Genomic DNA, 18901 nt, shown 5'->3' with positions numbered 1-18901 from the left:
GCCAGGCATAGACTCGGGCCGCCATGCCCTTGGGCAGGGCATGAGGCGGGGAGTTGGTGTGCATGAGCGGGGACTGGACGGGGGCTGGGCTGCCCCCGGCGGCGGCCGCGCGCATTGCGGAGGCGCGGGGCAGCGGGACGTGGTCCTCGGCGCTGTCCACCGGTGAGTTCGCCGCACTGCGTGCCGTGGGGTTCGAGCCGGTGGGCCAGGTCATGGGCTCGGCCGTCTACCACGTGGGCCGCAGTGGCCGGTACTGGGGCTATCACGACTGTCTCTACGGCGGCATGCAGTACGCCTTCAGCAGCGCCCCGGCGCCCACAGCCCTCTCCGGACGCGGCGCCCCGTCCGCCGGGCTCGTCGAGGTGCTCGACCGGGCGCGCCGCTCGGCCCTCGACCGGATGACCGCCGAGTGCTCGGCTCTCGGCGGTGACGGAGTCGTCGCGGCACAGCTGACAGTCGCGCCCTTCGTGGCGCAGCCCAACTGCCTGGAGTTCAAGGTGATCGGGACCGCGGTGCGCGCGGCCGGGGCGGTGCGGGCGCCGCAGCCGTTCACCTGCCATCTCGACGGCCAGGGGTTCGCGAAGCTCATGACCGCGGGATGGGTCCCCGTCGAGCTGCTGTACGGGATGTCCGTCGGCGTACGCCACGACGACTACACCACCCGCGCACAGACGCGCTCGTGGAGCAACACGGAGGTCGGCGGCTGGAGCGAGCTCGTCGGGGCGGTGCGCTCCGACGCCCGTGCGCACCTGCGGGCGCAGACGGGGCGGCGGGGCGGCGACGGCGTGATCCTGTCCGCCGGCCGCCTGCGCATCTGGGGCGAGCCGTGCATGCGCGGGAGCAACTCCGACCAGCAGGACCACGTGGCCGAGGCGACGCTGCTGGGTACCACCGTCGCCCGCTTCACGGCACGCGAGGAGCCGCCCCGCACACTCACCGTGATGCCGCTCGACCCGGAACGACGCCGGCGGACCATGCGCCGCACCGCCACCGACAAGCGATGAGGGGAACCCGTTCATGAGCGTCTTCAACCCCGCCGATGGAACCCCTGACGGCCTGTCCGCCCAGGGTGTGCCGGCCGACGCGATGCGGCGGCTGGCCGAGCTGCAGCCGGGCAAGCCGGGTTCGATCTTCACCAGCGACCTGTCGGTCAATGAGTTCCTGTTGGTGCGCGAGGCGGGATTCCGGCCCATCGGCCTCGTCCTGGGCAGCTCCATCTACCACGTGGGCATCCAGCTGGGCCGCTGGGGCAAGAACCAGGAGCTGACGACGCTCAGCCAGGCGATGTACCACGCCCGTGAGCTGGCGATGACCCGAATGGAGGCGGAGGCGGCCCAGCTGGGCGCGGACGGCATCGTCGGTGTGCGGCTGAGCGTCGAGGCCCGTGAATTCGGCAGCGACATCGCGGAGTTCATCGCGATCGGTACTGCCGTGAAGGCCGAGGAACCCGCGCCGGGCGGCAATGGCGGCAGCTGGCGCAACCTCAAGGGCCAGCCGTTCACCTCGGACCTCAACGGCCAGGACTTCTGGACGCTCATCCGCGCCGGCTACGCCCCGCTGGGCATGGTGATGGGCACCTGCGTCTACCACATCGCGCACCAGAAGATGGGGCAGATGTTCTCCAACATCGGCAAGAACGTGGAGATCGAGCAGTTCACACAGGCGCTGTACGACGCGCGGGAGCTGGCGATGGCGCGGATGCAGCACGAGGCGGAGGAACTGCGGGCGGAGGGCATCGTCGGCGTGCAGCTCAATGCGCACAACCACCGCTGGGGCGGTCACACCACCGAGTTCTTCGCGATCGGCACGGCCGTGCGGCCGTTGCGCGAGGACCATGTCATCGAGCGCCCGACGATGGTGCTCAGCCTGGACGGCTGAGCGCCCGCCCAGCAGACTCGGACCCACCGCACACCACGAGAGGCCCCGGATGACCTCGCCACACGACCCCGTCCCGTTCGAGCCCGACGGGGAACCGGACTCCATCGACCTGCTGACGGCCGCGCTGCGCCGGGACGCCGCCGACCTGGAGGTCTACGCCCAGGTGCTCACCGGGACCCTTGCGGAGGCGCTGCCGCCGGGCTCCGTCACCGTCGAGCGCAAACGGAGCATGGCTGACCGGCTCGCGGGCCGCGCCGGCCGCGTCGACCGGGTCGAGGTCTTCCTCGGCGAGCAGCGTCTCGTGCTCGACCTGGCGGGCGGGCACCCCAAGGGCGAGGTGTGCAAGGAGGTCCGCGGCGTGGTGCTCTCGCGGCGCCCGGTGCCGCTGGACGAGTGGGTACGAGAACTCGCCGTCGCGCTCGCGGCCCGCGCCCGGTCCGACGCGCGGGCACGGGTGGCGCTGGAGCGGCTGGTGCTCGGGGAGTGAGGTCCTGGTCCGGCTGCCGGCCGTCCTCCGCGACGCCTTCGGCGCCGGGAGCTCGGCCGTGACTTCGAGCGGCACACGGTCGACCTATAGTTGGCCGCATGAGCCGTTGGAGGGAGTTGACCGGGGGGACGTCCGGGCAGGACTACGCCGCACGGTTCGCGGACCTGGCGCGTAGCGGGAAGGACGTGCATGGTGAGGCGCGGTTCTGCACGGCGCTCGTGCCTGCCGGAGCGCGGGTGCTGGACGCCGGGTGCGGTACCGGACGGGTCATGATCCGGCTCGCGGAGCTCGGGTACGACTGTGTCGGAGTGGACCTCGATGCGTCGATGCTGGCAGTGGCGCAGCGGCAGGCGCCGGAACTGCCTTGGTTCCAGGCCGATCTGGCCGGGTTCGAGCCGGACGCGCTCGGTGTCGCAGCTGACTTCGATCTCGTCCTCGCCGCGGGCAACGTCTTCCCGCTGCTCGCCGCCGGCACCGAGGCCACGGTGGTCAGGCGCCTGGCCGCGGCCCTGCGCCCGGGCGGTCTGCTGGCCGCCGGCTTCGGCCTGGACGAGGCTCACCTGCCCGTGCCGCCCGGCATCACCCTGGCCGAGTACGACGACTGCTGTGCCGCGGCCGGCCTCGCCCTCATCGACCGCTTCGCCACCTGGGACGCCGACCCCTACGACGGCGGCGGGTATGCCGTCAGCGTCCACCGGCGGTGAGGTCGTACGGGACGTCCTGATCGGCACGCCCGTCGGGCCGCGCCAAGATGCCTGACTTCCGAGTCGGGCGCCGGCCCACGCTCGTCAGGGGCGGCCGATGGCCGTCCGTGTGTCGCCGTGGGCCCGGTCGAGGCGCCGGTCGGCCTCCGCGGCCGTGCAGTGGGCGAGGAGCATGACGATGGCGGTCTTGGCGTGGCCGTCGGCGGCCCGCAAGGCCTCGGCGGCGGTGTCGGGGTCGGTGCCGGTGGCCTGGACGACCATGCGGCGGGCGCGGTCGACCAGCTTGTTGTTGCTGGCCCGGACGTCGACCATGAGGTTCCCGTAGACCTTGCCCAGGCGCACCATCGAGGCGGTCGAGAGCATGTTGCAGACCATCTTCTCGGCGGTGCCGGCCTTCAGCCGGGTCGACCCCGTGAGGACCTCGGGGCCGGTGGGTACCTCGATCGGGATGTCGGCGTGGCGGCTGACGACCGCGTTGCGGTTGCAGGCGACCGACACGGTGACGGCGCCCTTGGCGGCGGCGTGCTTCAGGCCGCCGATGACATAGGGCGTACGGCCGCTGGCGGCGAGACCGACGACCGTGTCCCGCTCGTTCACACCGATCTCGTCGAGGTCCGCGACTGCCCTCGCGGGTTCGTCCTCCGCTCCCTCGACCGCCACGACGAAGGCGCTCGGGCCGCCGGAGAGCAGTCCCACGACCTGCTCGGGGGAGGTGCCGAAGGTCGGCGGGCACTCGACGGCGTCGAGCAGGCCGATGCGGCCGCTGGTGCCGGCGCCGATGTAGATCAGCCGTCCGCCCCGCCGCAGTGACGCGGTGATCGCCTCGACGGCGGCCCCGATCTCCGGGACGGCGTCGCGTACGGCGAGGGCGACGGTCTGGTCCTCGGCGTTCATGACCGAGAGCAGTTCCGTGACCGGCATGCGGTCCAGATCGGCGGTCCGCTCGTTTCGGGTCTCGGTGCCGAGTGTGCTGAGGTCCACGGCGCGGTCGTCCTTTCGGGTGCTGCTCGGGGGCGCTGCTCAGGGGGTGCTGCTGGAGGAGGGGAGGGGAGGGTGACGGTCAGTGGTCGGCCGGTGTGCGGCGCTGCGGCTGCGGGCGCCTGCGGCGCTGGACGGCCCCGTAGGTCTTCTGCAGCGCCGCGGTCGTGGCGTCGTAGGAACGCTGGGCGACGCCCACGAACAGGCAGTCGATGAGGGCGAGTTGGGCGATGCGGCTGACGGTCGCGCCGGAGCGGAAGGGGGTCTCCCGGGCGCAGGTCGTCAGCACGAGGTCCGCGCTCTCCGCGAGGGCCGAACGCGGGGCGTTGGTGAGAGCGATCGTGGTGGCGCCGCGTTCGGCGGCGGCCTGGAGGGGCTCGACGGTGTCCTCGGTCTCCCCGGAGTGGGAGATGGCCAGGGCGACATCGCCGGGCCGGAGGAGGGCGGCGGCGGTGAGCGCGGCGTGCCGGTCGGTCCAGATGAACGCCATGTGGCCGATGCGGTGCAGCTTCTGGTGCAGGTCCTGGCCGACGAACGCGCTGGCGCCGACGCCGAAGATGTCGATCCTCCGGGCTCCTGCCACGGCGTCGACCGCCCGGCCCAGCACCTCGACGTCCACTCCGGCCCCGGAGTCCTCCAGGGCGCGCACCTCGTTGTAGATGATCTTGCCGACGATCTCGCCCAGGGTGTCGGTGGGGCTGATGTCGGTGCCCGGCGCCGGGCGTTCGCCACTGAGAGCGTGCTCGCGGGCGGCGGCCGCGGCCAGTGCCAGGCGTAGCTGCGGGTAGTTGGCCATTCCTGTGGCCCGGCAGAAGCGCATCACGGTGGCCACCGACGTGTCGGCCCGCTTGCCGAGGGCGCTGATGGACAACTCCGCCGCCTGTGCCGGATCGGCCAGGACGGCCTCGGCCACCCGCCGCTCGGACGGGGCGAGGGACGGCAGGGCCGCGCGTATGCGCGCCAGTGTCTCGGCGGGGGAGGTGTCCTCCGCGGGCTGAGCCGGTGTGTGAGGTGCTTCCTGGCGGGCCATGGGCCGATCCCCTCCTGAGTCGGTGGCGACACACTAACCACGGCCTCAGGAGTGCGTCAAAAAGTTACGTAAGGAATTGCGTGAGGTTACTTATTGACATGCGGAGGTCTGCGTCCTGATACTCGCGGCACCGTGGTCCGCTCCGGTCACCGGCCTACCGGCCGTCCCGTGGCCTCCCGACGCGACGGATCCTGCAGACACGAAGGCGTGCCGTATGACAGCAGCAGTGGCGGTGGACCTGGGCAAGACCGGCTGCCGTGCCGTTCTGTGGAACGCCGGCGCCGGTCCCGGCCGGCCGGTCCACGAGGTGGCCGGGGCCCCCGGGCTCGCCGCCGACAACGGAGTGGCGACAGCGCGTGCCGCCGTGCGCGCCGCCGTTCTGCCCCTTGTGGAAGGGCAGCCCTCACTCGGGCTCGCGGCGGTCTGTGTGGGCGCCGCGGGGGCGGCCGCCGCACCGGAGGCGGCCCGCGAACTGGCCGGCCTGCTCCTCGACGACCTGCCCGCGGACGAGGTCGCCGTCACCAGCGACGCCGTCACCGCCCACGCGGGCGCCCTCGGCGGCCGTACCGGCGTGGTGCTCGCGATCGGCACCGGCTCCGTCGCCATCGGGATCGGTGACGAGGGCTCGTACGCCCGGGTCGACGGCTGGGGACCCTGGATCGGCGACGAGGGCAGCGGCGCCTGGATCGGCGCCGCCGGACTGCGGGCCGCGCTGCGCGCTCACGACGGACGCGGACCGGACACCGCGCTGCTGGCCGCCGCCGCCGAGCGCTTCGGCGACCCCGACCGGCTGCCCTCGGCCGTCGGCCGGGACGGCAACCCCGCCCGTACGGCCGCGTCCTTCGCCCCGGACGTGGCGCGCGCGGCCGCCGCGGGTGACGCCGCCGCCTCCGCCATCATCCGGGACGCCGCCACAGCGCTGGGCGAGGCCGTGCTCGCCGCCGTCCGCCGGATCGGCGGCGGCGACGCTCGCCCGCCCGTCCCCGTCACCGTCACCGGCGGGCTCACCGGCCTCGGCGAACCGCTGCTCGGTCCGCTCCGGTCGGCGCTCGCCGCATCTCCGCGCCCCCTCGACCTGCGGCCCCCGCTCGGGGACCCGCTGGACGGCGCACGCCTGCTGGCGCTGGACGCCTCGGCACCGCATGAACCCCACGTCATCCGCGTACGGCGGACGACGCCCCGTCCCACCGTCCCCACCCCGCCGGCCACCCCGCCGGCCGTTGTTCAGGAGTGAGCGTGCGCCAACTCGACCTCGTGGTGATCGTCGTCTATCTGGTGGCGATCGCAGTGATCGGACTGCGACTGGCCGGCCGGCAGAGGACCGCGAAGGACTACTTCGTGGGCGAAGGCCAGATGCCGTGGTTGACCGTCGCGTTCTCCGTGGTGGCCACCGAGACCAGCGTGCTCACCGTCATCAGCGTGCCCGGCGGCGCGTACAGCGGGCAGGGATTCGGCAACGTCGAACTGGCCCTGGGCTACGTCATCGGCCGCGTCATCGTGGCCACCGTGCTGATCCCCCTGTACAAGCGCGGCGGCTTCGTCAGCGCCTACCAGTACCTGGGCAGCAGATTCGGTCTCAAACTGCAGGGGCTCGCCTCGGTGACGTTCGTCTTCACCCGGCTCCTGGCCGAGGGCGTTCGGCTGTTCGCCTCCGCGATCCCGATCAAGCTGCTGCTCGACGAGTTCGGCGTGCACGCGAGCTACCGCGTCATCATCATCGTGCTCACGGTGATCACCGTCGTCTACACCTACCTCGGCGGCATCAAGGCGGTCATCTGGACCGACGCCATCCAGATGGGCCTGTACCTGGGCGGCGCGATCCTCACCATCGCCGTACTGTCCGGCCATGTCGGCGGCGCCGGCTTCTCACGTGCCCTGCACGCCGGCCAGTTCCGGCTCTTCGACACCGACTTCGACCTGGCGCACATCCTCACCAGTCCGTTCGCCCTGCCGACCGCGATCATCGGCGGTGCCATCTTCGCGATGGCCAGTCACGGCTCCGACCAGCTGATCGTCCAGCGCATCCTGGCCACCCGCTCGCTGCGCGACGGTCAGAAGGCCATGATCGCCTCGGGCGTCTTCGTCACCCTTCAGTTCGCCGCCTTCTCCCTCGTCGGCGCACTGCTGTGGTCCTACAACCAGGGCAAGAGCTTCAAGGACCTGGGCCTGTCCAGCTCCGACAACCTCTACCCGCACTTCATCCTGCACGGGCTGCCCGTGGTGATCTCCGGCCTGCTCGTGGCCGGAATCCTGGGCGCCGCGATGGGCTCGCTGTCCTCGGCGCTGAACTCCATGTCGAACTCGACGGTCGCCGACATCATCCACAGCTTCTTCCGCACCACGCCCTCCGAGGAGTCGCTGCTCAAGCTCGCCCGGGTGATGACGCTGGTGTGGGCGACGCTCATGGCGGTCTTCGCCTGCGCCTTCAGCACCAGCACGGGCAACGTCTACCTCACCGGTCTGACCATCGCGGGCTACACCTACGGCGCACTGCTCGGCGCGTTCCTGCTCGGCCGGATCGTCCGGCGCGCCAATCAGATCGACTCCGTCGTGGCCTTCCTGGTGACGGTCGGCGTGATGACGTACATCGTGCGCAATGTGAAGATCGACGTCACGGTGGCCGGCGCCACCGTGCCGACGGGGATCGCCGCCCAGTGGCTGGTGCCGATCGGCGTGCTGATCACCCTGGTCGTCGGCGGCCTGATGAGCCTGTTCCACCGCGCTCCCGAGATCGCCCAGGTCTCCGTGGGCGACGGCGAGCCGGGTGCCGGTCCCGACCGCGCCGCGGCCGCCGCCGGCCGGAAGTAAGGGCTCGTCCACTCCACCGGGTGCGGGGCCGGCGCGGCCGCCCCGCACCCGCGACACCCCAGGGAGAACCCATGTCGCTGCCGACCCCGCCCACGTGGCGGAACGTGCGCCGGGAGCTGCCGTGCGTGTGATCGGCCTGATGTCGGGCACCTCGTACGACGCCATCGAGGCCGCCGCCACGGACCTCGCCCTTAACGGCGAGACCCTGCTGCTGCGGCCCCTCGGACACCTCTCCGTCCCCTACCCCGACGACCTGCGCAACCTGATCGCTGCCACCCTGCCGCCGGCCGCGACGACCACCCAGGCCGTCTGCGCCCTGGACACCGGCATCGGCCAGGCCTTCGCCGGCGCCGCCGAACAGGCCCTGCGCACACTGTGCGACGGCACCGCCGACCTCGTCGTCTCGCACGGCCAGACCATGCACCACTGGGTCGAGGACGGCACTGTCCGCGGCACGCTCCAGCTCGGCCAGCCGGCCTGGATCGCCGAGGCCACCGGGCTCCCGGTCGTCTCCGACCTGCGCAGCAGGGACGTGGCCGCGGGCGGGCAGGGCGCGCCTCTGGTCGGCATGACCGACACCCTGCTGCTGCGCACCTTGCCCGGCACGCCCGCCGCGCTGAACCTCGGCGGTATCGCCAACGTCACCGTTCTCGCGCCCGGCGCCGAGCCACTGGCCTTCGACACCGGCCCCGCCAACGCCCTCCTGGACGCGGCCGTACGGCACTTCACCGGCGGCGCTGCCGCCTACGACGAGGACGGACGCAGGGCCGCCGCCGGCCGGACCAGCCCCGAACTGCTCCGCGCACTCCTGGACGACCCGTACTACCGCAGGCCCGCCCCGAAGAGCACCGGCAAGGAGCACTTCCACCTGCCCTACCTGCAGCGTGCGCTGGACGCGGTGCCCACGCCCGCCGCCGACGACGTCCTGGCCACCCTGACCCGGCTCACCGCCGTCACCGTGGCCGACGCATGCCGCGCCCACGGGGTCACCGGGCTCGTCGTCTCCGGCGGCGGCATCCGCAACCCGGTGCTGATGCGCATGCTCGCCGAGGAACTGCCCGGCGTGCCGCTGCGCCCCAGCGACGCCCTGGGCCTGCCCTCCGACGCCAAGGAGGCCCTGGCCTTCGCCGTGCTGGGCTTCCTCACGGTCCACGGTCTGCCCGGCACCCTCCCCTCGGGTACCGGGGCGCGCCGGGCCACGTTGCTCGGCAGCATCACCCCCGGCCTGACGCCGCTGCGCCTGCCGGAGCCCGTGGCACAGCCGCCGCGGGTGATGCGGATCAGCGGACCCGCCCCCTCCACCCACTGACCCCGCCCCCCAGCACCGAGGACCCATGCGCCCCACCGCCGCCACACCCCCTGCCGCGCCGACCGCCCCGGACCGGTCCGCGCGCCTGGCCGAGCTCCTGGCCTCGTGCGTCGGCGACCCGGCCCGGGTGACCACCGACCTGCCCCGCAGGGCCGCCGCCGCCCATGACGCGTCGCCGTACCTGTTCACGCCGCAGGCTGTCGTGCGCGCCGCGTCCGCGGCCGAGGTGGGCGCGCTGATGGCCGGGGCGCGCGCGGCCGGGCTGCCACTGACGCTGCGCTCGGGCGGCACCAGCCTGGCGGGGCAGGCGGGCGGCGACGGCATCCTCGTCGACGTCCGCAGTCACTGGCGCACCGCCGAGGTCCTGGACGAGGGGCGGCGCATCCGGCTGCAACCCGGCCTGACGGTACGGCAGGCGAATGCGCGGCTCGCCCGGTACGGCCGCAGGCTCGGCCCCGACCCGGCGAGCGAGTCCGCCTGCACCATCGGCGGCCTGGTCGCCAACAACTCCAGCGGCATGAACTGCGGCACCCAGGACAACGCCTACCGGACCATGGAGTCCCTGCAGTTCGTGCTGCCCTCCGGCACCGTCGTGGACACGGCGGGCCCCGACGCGGACCGGGCGCTGCGCGCCCAGGAGCCCGAACTGCACGCGGGACTCGTCCGGTTGCGCGACCGCGTCCGCACCTCGGCCGGCTCCCGCGCCACCGTCGAGCGGCTGTTCTCGATGAAGAACACCATGGGCTACGGGCTGAACTCGTTCCTGGACCACACCGATCCGGCCGACATCCTCGCCCACCTGATGATCGGCAGCGAGGGCACGCTCGGCTTCGTCGGGGAGGCCGTCTTCCGCACCGTCCCCCTGCTGCCGCACACCGCCACCGGCCTGCTGGTCCTGCCCGGCCTCGCCGAGGCCACCGACGCGCTGCCCGCACTGCTGGCAGTCGGCGCCCGCACCGCCGAACTCCTCGACGCCGCCTCGCTGCGGGTGGCGCAGCAGTCCCCGGACCCCGTGGACGAGCTGCGCGGACTGCGCGTGGAGCGGCACGCCGCCCTGCTGGTCGAGTTCGCCGAGGACAGCGCCGAGGCGTTGGAGGAGAGGGTGGCCGCCGCGCGGCCGGTTCTCGACCGCCTGCCCGCCGTCAGCGGGACCTCGCTCATCCGCGACCCGGGCGTCAGGGCCCGACTCTGGCATCTGCGCAAGGGCCTGTACACGGCGGTCGCGGGGGCGCGCCGACCCGGCACCACCGCGCTGCTCGAGGACATCGCGGTGCCGATGGAACAGCTGACCAGTACCTGCGAGGGTCTCATCGGCCTCTTCGAGAGGCACGGCTACCAGGACGCGGTGATCTTCGGCCACGCCCGCGACGGCAACCTGCACTTCATGCTCACCCAGGACTTCGACTCCGCCCCGGAGATCGAGCGCTACGCCCGGTTCACCGACGCCATGGCCGACCTCGTCCTGGACGCCGGCGGCACGCTGAAGGCCGAGCACGGCACCGGCCGGGCCATGGCCCCGTTCGTCCGCCGCCAGTACGGCGACGAACTGTACGACGTCATGCGCGAGGTGAAGCGGCTGTGCGACCCGCACGGGGTACTCAACCCGGGCGTGCTCCTGGAGGACGACCCGGCCGCCCACCTGCGCAGCCTCAAGAGCGTCCCCGAGGTCGACCCGGCCGTCGACGCGTGCGTCGAATGCGGCTACTGCGAGCCCGTCTGCCCCACCGCGGACGCCACCACGACGCCCCGTCAGCGCATCGCCCTGCAGCGGGAGATCGCGCTCGCCGTCGCCGCCGGTGACGACGAACGCCGCCGTACCCTGGAAGCCGACTACGCCTACGCCGCCGTCGACAGCTGCGCCGCCGACAGTCTCTGCGTCACCGCCTGTCCCGTCACCATCGACACCGGCGCGGTCATGAAACGCCTGCGCGCGGAACGCCACGGCGCCGCCGCCCAGCGCGCCGGGAGGACCGCCGCCCGGCACTGGGGCACCGCCGTCAAGGGCGTGCGCGCCGCCCTGAACACGGCCCGAGTCGTGCCCGATCCCGCCCTTCGTGCCGCCACCGGTGCCGTCCGCCGTCTCGGGGCGAGGGAGCTGGTCCCCGCCTGGGCCGACGACATCCCGCGCGGCGGGCCGGTCCGTCCCGCGCCGCGACGGCCCGCCGACGCGCGCGCGGTGTTCTTCGCCGCCTGCATCGGCAGCATCTTCGCCCCCGAGGGGACCGCCGACGGGGCGACCGGCTCGGCGGCCGCCTTCCTGCGCCTGTGCCGGCGGGCGGGTGTGCCCGTGGCCGTGCCCGACGACCTGGCCGACCTGTGCTGCGGCACCCCCTGGCAGTCCAAGGGCTACACCGCCGGGCACCGCACCATGGCCGTCCGCACGCTGGAGGCCCTGTGGAGGGCCGGCGACCACGGCCGGCTGCCCGTGGTCTGCGACGCCTCCTCCTGCACCCACGGCCTGGAGCAACTGCCGGACGCCCTCCCGGAGTCCGACCGCGCCCGCTTCGCGTCCCTGCACTTCGTCGACAGCGTCGCGTTCACCGCCGAGCACCTGCTCCCCGCGCTGCCCGAGCCCCGTCGCCTGGGCAGCCTCTCCCTGCACCCCACGTGCTCCACCGTGCACCTCGGCATCGACGCCGCCCTGCGCACCGTGGCCGCCGCCGTGAGCGACGAGGTCACCGTGCCCGACAACTGGGGCTGCTGCGCGTTCGCCGGCGACCGCGGCCTGCTCCACCCCGAGATCACGGCGAGCGCCACCGCCGCCCAGGCCGCCGAGGTGAGAGCAGGCTCGTACGACGCGTACGCCTCCTGCAACCGCACCTGCGAGATGGGCATGACCCGGGCCACCGGCCGCCCCTACCGGCATGTGCTGGAACTCCTGGACGAGGCCACGGCCTGACCGCTAACCCGGGGACGGCGTGCCGGGCCTGCCGGTCGGGGGCGCATGGGTCTCGCCGGAGGAGGGCTCCGGTGGGCACTCCTTGAAGGGGGTGCTGCTCACGGCACCGCTGGGCAGCGCGGTGCAGGAGTAGCACCGGGCCCAGTCGGATGCGGCGATCTGCACCACGAGAACCGTGCGCGCCGCGCTGCGAACGAGGGAGCGGGGACGTCTGTGGCTCAGTGCCTCGTCGATCTCGTGATCGGTGAGGACGCCGTCGGAGTCGGCGTCGCGAAGCCGCGCCCTGAGGTGTTCGGCCGAGGCGGCCACGGCGGCCTTCGAGTCGTGGGAGCGCGTCTGCCCGGTGTGGTGCAGCCCGACGAGGAACCAGGCCACCAGGGCCACGGCGGCCAGTACGCCGGCCAACAGGCTGCCTCGTTGTCGTACCGCGGGGGTCACGCTGTCATGCTCCCGTATACCCGATGGCGGTCAGAGCGTTCTCCACCACGTGCTCGTACCCGGTGGTGCCCGCATTGTCGGGGTGGAACGCCTCTCGGCTCAGGCACGTCTGGCCGATGCCGTAGACGGCTGTGCACGCGGCGTACGGGTCACCTTCGTGGAAGTCGCCGTCGCCGTTGGGCCCGAGCACCACCTTGTTGATCCACTCGTCGGTGTCGCAGCCTCCATGGCCTACGCACGCGTCGACGGGATTGGCGTACGCCACGTCGAGTCCTGCCGCGTGCAACTCGTCGCTGACGTACAAGACCGCCCGTCACGGCGGCACCCTCCACAAGGTCCCCCCGAACACCTCCAGGCGCTGCTCGGCCTGCGGCTTCATCACACCAGGCTGCCGGGAGGACCAGGCCACGTTCGTCTGCAAGAACCCGGACTGCGGATGGTCGGGCAACGCCGACCACAACGCCGCCCGGAACATCTTGCACCTGTGCCGGATGGGCCACGCGCTCATCCCGGCTGCCGGAAGGGCAGTCATCAGGATCGACAGTTGGACGGTCGCCCCGACAGGCCCCCGCCATCCGGCCGGTTCCGTACCCACGGAGACGGACCGCCTCTCGCCTCATCGCACGGGGAAGCCGAACGCGTAGCCCTGGGTCCTCAGCCGGGGCAGCAGCGTGGTGAGCGCCGCGACGGTCTGGGAGCGGTCGCCGCCGCCGTCGTGGAAGAGGAGGGTGGGGCCGTTGGGCAGCTCGCGTTCCACTGTGTTCAGGATCGTCCGCGTGCCGGGCCGCTTGTAGTCGTCGGTGTCGATGTTCCAGCCGAGCGGGCGCATCCCCATCGAGGCGGCGATCTGCCGGCTGTAGGGGGTGAAGGCGCCGCCCGGTGCGCGGTAGTACAGCGGTTTCACACCGCCGGAGGCCTGCTCGATCATCCGTGCGGCTCCGGTGATCTCGGCCTGCTGGTAGGAGCGGGGTTTGTGGTCCATCGTCGTGTCGTGGTGAACGCTGTGGTCGCACAACCGGTGTCCCTCCGCGACGACCTGCCGCACCACGGCGGGATGTTCGGCCGCCTGTGTTCCGATCATGCAGAAGACGGCCTTGACTCGGTTGTCCCTGAGCACCTTCAGGACCCGCGGCGTCCATACCGGGTCCGGGCCGTCGTCGATGGTGATGTCGACGGAGTGCGGGCCCTTGTCCGAGGCGTGGGCGATGTCCATGCTGACGACCGGAGAGGGCAGTCCCGGGTCGGGTACGGAGGTCTGCCCCGCGACCGGCCGCGGCGCGGTGTGGTGCGCCGGTGATGTGGGCGAGGCGGTCGGCCGGGGGCGGTCGTCGGTGCGGCTTCCGGCCGCGCCGCCCGCGCTCGTACCGCTCAGTGTTCCCAGCACGGAGGCCCCCACCACGGTGGCGACGGCCGCCGTGACCGCCACCCAGCCCGACCCGCCCCGCCTCGCACCGCGCCGCATCACGCCCCCTGGTCCTCTCGTGCGCCTCGTACCTTGCACACTGCAAGACGGGCGGAACGGCGTCCCGGATCCGTCGGCCGCGAACCAGGAATGTAATGGCGCGGGCGACCGCGGCCAAAGGCACCGCTGCCGTGGGCATCGAGGGCAGGCGGGAATGCGAACCGGCTCGCACCGTCCGATGCGAGCCGGGCCCTTCTCACTCGTCGGTCCGCTTGCCTGCGAGCGCGTCGCGGGCCGGGGCTGAGCCTGGCTCTCGGCCAGGACGTCAGGGGTGCCTGCGGCGGGCCTTGAGGGCAAATGCCGTAGCTCCAGCCCCCACGGCGACGAGGGTGGCTCCCGCCGACAGGGCGTAGGGGGTGAGCCCGGTGCCGCCGGTCTTGGCCAGGTTGCTCTCGTGGGCGGCCTGTGGGCGGGGCGCCGAATGCCCCATCGCTACGGGGGCGTTCGACTGGGGGAACCGGCAGGTGGCTTGTGCCAGGGTCACGGTGCCCTCCACCTTCTCGACGCCCAGATGCAACGGATCCACCGAGACCTGCAGCTGGATCGAGGTGGCGGCGGCCGTGCTGCTGGTCGTCTCCTTGTGGGAGAGCGCGAGCCGCACGCTACCCACGCCGGGAACCTCCACGGTTGTGCCGTCGCCCGCCGGCGGCAAAAACTTGCCCAGGGCCGTGATCGGGCCGAGAACCTGGGAGTCGGCCGCCGGCTTCTGTCCGGCGGTGCAGGTCGCTGTGGCAGTCACCTCCTGCACTTCCACCACGGGCAGCAGCGGCAGCCCCGGCACGTGGACCCGAGCCCGCACGAGGTGGGTGGTGCTCTGCGCCCGGCCCTTCGCGACATCGGCCCTGGCCATGGCGACGTCTGCCTGCAGAAGAGTGTTCGGGAGGCCGCCGTTGACTCCGTCGAGAGCGACGTCGAGGGTCTTCTTCTCGGCCGTCGCCGGAGCCTTGACCTCGTTGAGCGAGGCGTGCAGGGGCACCGTGCCGGTCGGCCCGGAGACGTCCAGCGCGGCGCGGAACGCCGCTGCGGTGGCGCTGCCCTTCGGTGCGTCGGCCGACGGAGCCGCGGTGGCCTCTCCCGCGAGGGCCGGGCAGGCCGCGAGGAAGCCCGAGGCCGCGAGGGCGGCGAGGCGGCGGGCAGAGGGGGTCAGGGCTGAGATTCTGGTCAACGTGCATGATCCTTGCGCGAGATGAGAGTCCCCAGAGGTCCGCTCCTGCACCGGCCGGTGACCGACGCAGACAGCGGGGCCCCATCCTGCAGAGTCACGGCGCGTCCGACCGGATGCCACACGGAGGGTTCACCACAAGGTGGACGTTTGGGAACTTCTGTCGGATTCACGGCGCGTGTGGCCGGTGCGCACCGGGCGGCTGTGCGCGGTCGAGGAGTTTCCTCAGGATCAAGGAAGGATCATGGCCCGGTAAAGGCTGCCGTGCGACGATGCGGTGATGCGTCCCTTGGGGAAGTCACCGGGCGGCGACGCGAGCGACGGTACGGCCTCCTGTCTCGACCACGCCGTGTCCCGACGCCCGGACCGGCCCCTGGAGATCGTTCTCTTCGGTCCCGGCCGGCAGACGGTGGCTCGGCTGCGTTTCCTGGTGTGTGCGGACTGCCGCACAGGCCGGATCGTCGACATCTGGGTCAGCGAGGACTGGCAGCGACAGGGGCTGGGGCGCGAAATCCTGCACTCCCTGCTCGCCCTCCACCCGGACCACCGATGGAGCACCACGACACAGTCCCGGCCGGGGCGGTCCTTCTTCGCGGCGATGACGCGGGAGACACAAACCGGCTTCCCCGCCTCGGGTCCGCTGTGTCCGCATCTGCGCGGCTGGTTCGGACGGCTCACGAACTGGGTCTTCGCCTCGGTTCGCTCGACGTGAGGATGTTCGCTGCGCTGCGTCTCTTCTTCACCGGGAGCAGCGGGCACATCTGCGACCACTGGCAGCTGGACGGCGAGAAGTTCGTCACGGCCGTCCTCGCCGAGGTGAGCGACCATCAGGTGACGTTCCTCGACTTCGGCCGTCCCGCACCGATGCTGCTGCTCCACACCGACGGCATCATCGAGGCCCGCGACGGCCAGGGGCGCTTCCACCCCCTCACCGAACGCGCCCAGTCTCCGGTCGAAGGCGTCGTCCGCACTCGGCCGCCAGGTGCGTCGGATGGGGACCGCCAAGGAGGCATCAAAGCGCCGTCAGGAACCCATACTTGATCGTGCGGGAAGGTCTCGCGTTGGTTCTGAGGGGGAGCGGCAAGGTGCGTGGCGGGACTGAAGTGCTGGGCAAGGTCGAGGTCAGGCTCAAGTGGGATCCGAGCCCGCTGGGGGAGGCGCCCAGGCATCTCGACATCATCGCCGCGACCTACTCGGCGGACGATCCCCATGGGCGCCCGGCGTACGTGGTGCACTACGCCAGCCGGTCGCCGGACGGCACCATCAACATGACCCGGCACAGCCGGACCGGCATGGGCTTCGGGTTCGTCGAGGTGATGGTCCTGGAGTTCGACCGGCTGTCGCCCGTGTTCGGGCGTGTGGTGGTCGGTGTGGCCATCCATCAGGACGGTGGACCGCGGATGTTCGGGGACATCTCCCGTGCGGGCGTGGTCGTCGTCCAGGGGTACGAGCAGCTGCTGGCGGACGACTTCACACAGGTCGCCGACTCCACGGCCGCGACGGTGGCCGAGTTCGTCCGGGACGCCTCCGGGGCGTGGGTGATGCGGGACATGATCCGGGGCTTCGACAGTGACCCGGTGCTCTTCACCGCTGAGATGGGCAGCCGGCAGCACTGACCGCTGCTCGGGGCTTCTCGATCACCGGCGCTTTCTCTACCTTTGATCTTGGCAGTGGTCCGGCGGTTACGCCGGGGGTGAAGGCGATCTCAGAACTGCTCTGACTGTGAGGATGATCGTGTTCCGCACGGGACCGCGGCCTGACCTGGTCTGCGACTGACCAAGGTGTCTTGGGCTCCGATCTGTCGGTCACGGTCCTGTGCGGGGCTTGCTGCCGCCGGCCCGGCGGGCGTGTCCCGATAGGGGCCTTTGCGACAGGCACCCTCACAGTCCTGACCGCCCGGCCGGTCCGGTGACGGCCATCCGTCCCGCACTGGTCGAGGAGGCACATGACCGTCCTCAGCATGCCGCACCACTGCGGCAGCGCGCAGCCGTCCACCGATTCCGCCACTGTGGTGCTTGGTGTCGACACCCATAAGGACGTGTACGTTGTGGCCGTGGTCAGCATCCTCGGCGCCTTGCTTGGTACACAGGCGTTCCCCGCTACAGCAGCCGGAAACCACGAACTGCTTTGCTAGGTAGGCTCGTTGGGCGTTGTCCGGCAGGCCGGCGTGGAAGGGACCGGCTCGTACGGGGCCGGTCTGGCCCGGCACCTTGCTGCTGAGGGCGTTGAAGTCATCGAGGTCAACCGGCCGGACCGAGCAGTCCGGCGCCGCTCGGGAAAGACCGACGCGGTCGACGCGGAGGCCGCAGCCCGGGCGGTGCTGGGCGGACGGGCCGCCGGGGCCCCGAAGAGCAAGGACGGGCCGGTGGAGGACCTGCGTGTCCTGAAAGTCGTCAAGGACTCCGCGGTCCGCAACCGAACCCAGGCCATCAACCAGCTCAAGGCTCTCCTGGTCAGTGCATCGCCGCAGCTTCGTGAATCCCTCGCAGGGCTCTCGAACCCAGCCCTGTTCAAGGCGTGCGCCGCCCTGGACCCGCAGGCTGGCGCCGTGCACCAGGCCCTGCACCTGCTGGCCCACCGCATCAAACAGCTCTCCGCCGAGGCGACCACGCTCACCCGCAAGATCACCGCCATCATCCAGGCGCACAACCCGCAACTGCTCAAGCTCACCGGCGTGGGACCGGACAGCGCCGCCATCTTGCTCATAGCGGCAGGCGACAACCACGACCGCCTCCGCGACGAAGCGTCATTCGCCGCCTTGTGCGGGGTCAGCCCGGTCGAACGGTCCTCGGGCAAGAGCCAGCGCCGACGCCTCAATCGTGGCGGGAACCGGCAGGCCAACGCAGCTCTCTACCGCATCGTTCTCTCGCGTCTGCGCTGGGAAGAACGCTCCCGTACCTACCTGCAGCGACGCACAGCAGAGGGTAAGACAAAGCGCGAGGTCATCCGGTGTCTGAAGAGGTACGTCGCCCGCGAGATCCACCGCGCCATCGCCTTGGCACCGCTACCCGTTCCCGACCAGCTGGCAGCTTGACGAACCATAGGGGCATCCCGCGCGTGGGTATGGGTCCGCAGTGTTCAGCTCAGCCCACCGGGTGCTTCTGGTTCTCGATGTACTGCTTGACGACGGTCAGGTGTGCCCCGCCGCAGCTTGTGGCGAAGTAGGAGCCGGACCAGAGGTGTCCGCCCCACAGGTACCTGCGGACGTGCGCGTCGTACTCCTTGCGAAGCAGGCGGGCTGAGAGTCCCTTGAGGGAGTTGACCAGCTTGGAGAGCTGGACCTTCGGCGGGTGGTGCACGAGCAGGTGTACGTGATCCGCGTCGCCGTTGACCTGCTTCAGGTCGGCCTCGAAGTCCGCGCAGACCTCCCGCGTGGTCTTTTCGTGGCGCGTCAGCATCTCGTCGGTGAACGCCTTCCGCCGGTACTTGGTGACAAACGCCGGGTGGACGTGAAGGTTGTGGACGACGTGGTGGCCGGTTCTGACACCGGGATGCGGATTCCAGCGCGGCGACATGAACCACGTGCAGTACAGTGATCACGGTGAGTGAACTCGGTGTGGTGAAGCGGCAGTTCGGGCACCGTGCCCGACTGGCACTCAGCCCTGCCGAGGTCCGGGTAATGGACGACCAGGCGCACGCGGCCCGCACGATGTGGAACTGTTTGCACGCCTGGTGGCAGATGATGCCGAAGGACAAGCGGACCCTCGCCGCCGCTGATGCGGCGATACGCCAAGCCCGTACAGACC

General features: G+C 71.7%; 20 protein-coding genes and 2 pseudogenes. 15 read left to right on the top strand and 7 right to left on the bottom strand.

Going from position 1 to position 18901, the window contains the following annotated elements:
• Positions 1–62: 62 nt before the first annotated feature.
• The 4 genes from SRB17_RS39385 (at position 63) to SRB17_RS39370 (ending at position 3069) form a co-directional block, all read left to right on the top strand.
• A complete protein-coding gene (locus SRB17_RS39385; RefSeq protein WP_153546164.1) occupies positions 63–1004 on the top strand; it encodes a heavy metal-binding domain-containing protein in 942 nt (313 codons plus the stop codon).
• Positions 1005–1017: 13 nt separating this feature from the next.
• On the top strand, positions 1018–1878 hold the full coding sequence (locus tag SRB17_RS39380) for a heavy metal-binding domain-containing protein (protein WP_228396539.1): 861 nt from the start codon (positions 1018–1020) through the stop codon (positions 1876–1878).
• Between the two features lie 49 nt (positions 1879–1927).
• Positions 1928–2365, top strand: a complete 438-nt coding sequence (locus tag SRB17_RS39375; RefSeq protein WP_153546161.1) for a hypothetical protein — start codon at positions 1928–1930, stop codon at positions 2363–2365.
• A 98-nt stretch (positions 2366–2463) separates the two neighbouring features.
• Positions 2464–3069: a class I SAM-dependent methyltransferase gene (locus SRB17_RS39370; protein WP_153546159.1), complete on the top strand. Its 606-nt coding sequence runs from the start codon at positions 2464–2466 to the stop codon at positions 3067–3069.
• A gap of 84 nt (positions 3070–3153) precedes the next feature.
• Here SRB17_RS39370 and murQ read toward each other — a convergent pair whose 3' ends face one another.
• Positions 3154–4050: an N-acetylmuramic acid 6-phosphate etherase gene (gene murQ, locus SRB17_RS39365; protein WP_323377311.1), complete on the bottom strand. Its 897-nt coding sequence runs from the start codon at positions 4048–4050 to the stop codon at positions 3154–3156.
• Between the two features lie 79 nt (positions 4051–4129).
• A complete protein-coding gene (locus tag SRB17_RS39360) occupies positions 4130–5077 on the bottom strand; it encodes a MurR/RpiR family transcriptional regulator (RefSeq protein WP_153546157.1) in 948 nt (315 codons plus the stop codon).
• Between the two features lie 214 nt (positions 5078–5291).
• Here SRB17_RS39360 and SRB17_RS39355 point away from each other — a divergent pair, with 214 nt between their 5' ends.
• The 4 genes from SRB17_RS39355 to SRB17_RS39340 all read left to right on the top strand — a co-directional run bounded on the left by SRB17_RS39355 (position 5292) and on the right by SRB17_RS39340 (position 12093).
• Complete coding sequence (locus SRB17_RS39355; RefSeq protein WP_153546155.1) at positions 5292–6311, top strand: N-acetylglucosamine kinase; 1020 nt, start codon at positions 5292–5294, stop codon at positions 6309–6311.
• Positions 6312–6313: 2 nt separating this feature from the next.
• Positions 6314–7885 (top strand): sodium:solute symporter, encoded by a 1572-nt coding sequence (locus SRB17_RS39350; RefSeq protein ID WP_323377309.1) that lies wholly within the window; start codon positions 6314–6316, stop codon positions 7883–7885.
• A gap of 121 nt (positions 7886–8006) precedes the next feature.
• Entirely contained in the window at positions 8007–9194 is a 1188-nt protein-coding gene (locus tag SRB17_RS39345) for an anhydro-N-acetylmuramic acid kinase (protein WP_323377307.1), read from the top strand.
• 25 nt (positions 9195–9219) lie between these two features.
• Complete coding sequence (locus tag SRB17_RS39340; protein ID WP_153546154.1) at positions 9220–12093, top strand: FAD-binding and (Fe-S)-binding domain-containing protein; 2874 nt, start codon at positions 9220–9222, stop codon at positions 12091–12093.
• A gap of 3 nt (positions 12094–12096) precedes the next feature.
• Here the strand turns inward: SRB17_RS39340 and SRB17_RS39335 are convergent, their stop codons facing one another.
• Positions 12097–12531 carry a hypothetical protein gene (locus tag SRB17_RS39335; protein WP_153546152.1) on the bottom strand — a complete coding sequence of 145 codons (435 nt, stop codon included), beginning with the start codon at positions 12529–12531 and terminating at the stop codon, positions 12097–12099.
• Between the two features lie 4 nt (positions 12532–12535).
• Positions 12536–12835, bottom strand: coding sequence for a hypothetical protein (locus SRB17_RS39330; protein WP_194294289.1), 300 nt, complete (start codon positions 12833–12835; stop codon positions 12536–12538).
• On the opposite strand from SRB17_RS39330, the pseudogene SRB17_RS39325 reads away from it, so the two are divergent.
• Positions 12825–13067 (top strand): annotated as a pseudogene (locus tag SRB17_RS39325) (zinc ribbon domain-containing protein); the annotation flags it as partial. The gene SRB17_RS39330 and the pseudogene SRB17_RS39325 overlap by 11 nt on opposite strands.
• An 80-nt stretch (positions 13068–13147) precedes the next feature.
• Here SRB17_RS39325 and SRB17_RS39320 read toward each other — a convergent pair.
• Complete coding sequence (locus SRB17_RS39320) at positions 13148–13993, bottom strand: polysaccharide deacetylase family protein (RefSeq protein ID WP_153546148.1); 846 nt, start codon at positions 13991–13993, stop codon at positions 13148–13150.
• Between the two features lie 265 nt (positions 13994–14258).
• Positions 14259–15158: an SCO1860 family LAETG-anchored protein gene (locus SRB17_RS39315; protein ID WP_153546146.1), complete on the bottom strand. Its 900-nt coding sequence runs from the start codon at positions 15156–15158 to the stop codon at positions 14259–14261.
• Between the two features lie 277 nt (positions 15159–15435).
• Here SRB17_RS39315 and SRB17_RS39310 point away from each other — a divergent pair, with 277 nt between their 5' ends.
• From SRB17_RS39310 to SRB17_RS39295, 5 genes are all read left to right on the top strand, one after another.
• A complete protein-coding gene (locus SRB17_RS39310) occupies positions 15436–15867 on the top strand; it encodes a GNAT family N-acetyltransferase (RefSeq protein WP_153546144.1) in 432 nt (143 codons plus the stop codon).
• Positions 15864–16196: a hypothetical protein gene (locus tag SRB17_RS47785; RefSeq protein WP_153546142.1), complete on the top strand. Its 333-nt coding sequence runs from the start codon at positions 15864–15866 to the stop codon at positions 16194–16196. The genes SRB17_RS39310 and SRB17_RS47785 overlap by 4 nt, the downstream gene beginning before the upstream one ends.
• 44 nt (positions 16197–16240) lie before the next feature.
• Positions 16241–16771, top strand: coding sequence for a TerD family protein (locus SRB17_RS39300; protein WP_323377305.1), 531 nt, complete (start codon positions 16241–16243; stop codon positions 16769–16771).
• Between the two features lie 329 nt (positions 16772–17100).
• Positions 17101–17289, top strand: coding sequence for a hypothetical protein (locus SRB17_RS46985; RefSeq protein ID WP_228396538.1), 189 nt, complete (start codon positions 17101–17103; stop codon positions 17287–17289).
• A 9-nt stretch (positions 17290–17298) separates the two neighbouring features.
• Positions 17299–18189 (top strand): IS110 family transposase, encoded by an 891-nt coding sequence (locus SRB17_RS39295; RefSeq protein ID WP_228396537.1) that lies wholly within the window; start codon positions 17299–17301, stop codon positions 18187–18189.
• Between the two features lie 49 nt (positions 18190–18238).
• On the opposite strand, the gene tnpA is transcribed toward SRB17_RS39295, so the two are convergent.
• Positions 18239–18670 (bottom strand): IS200/IS605 family transposase, encoded by a 432-nt coding sequence (tnpA, locus tag SRB17_RS39290; protein WP_153546140.1) that lies wholly within the window; start codon positions 18668–18670, stop codon positions 18239–18241.
• Positions 18671–18696: 26 nt separating this feature from the next.
• Here tnpA and SRB17_RS39285 point away from each other — a divergent pair.
• A pseudogene (locus SRB17_RS39285) lies at positions 18697–18901 on the top strand (RNA-guided endonuclease TnpB family protein); the annotation flags it as partial.

Source organism: Streptomyces sp. RB17 (assembly GCF_009604455.1).
Lineage (GTDB): Bacteria > Actinomycetota > Actinomycetes > Streptomycetales > Streptomycetaceae > Streptomyces.
This window is presented reverse-complemented; position numbering and strand designations above follow the sequence as displayed.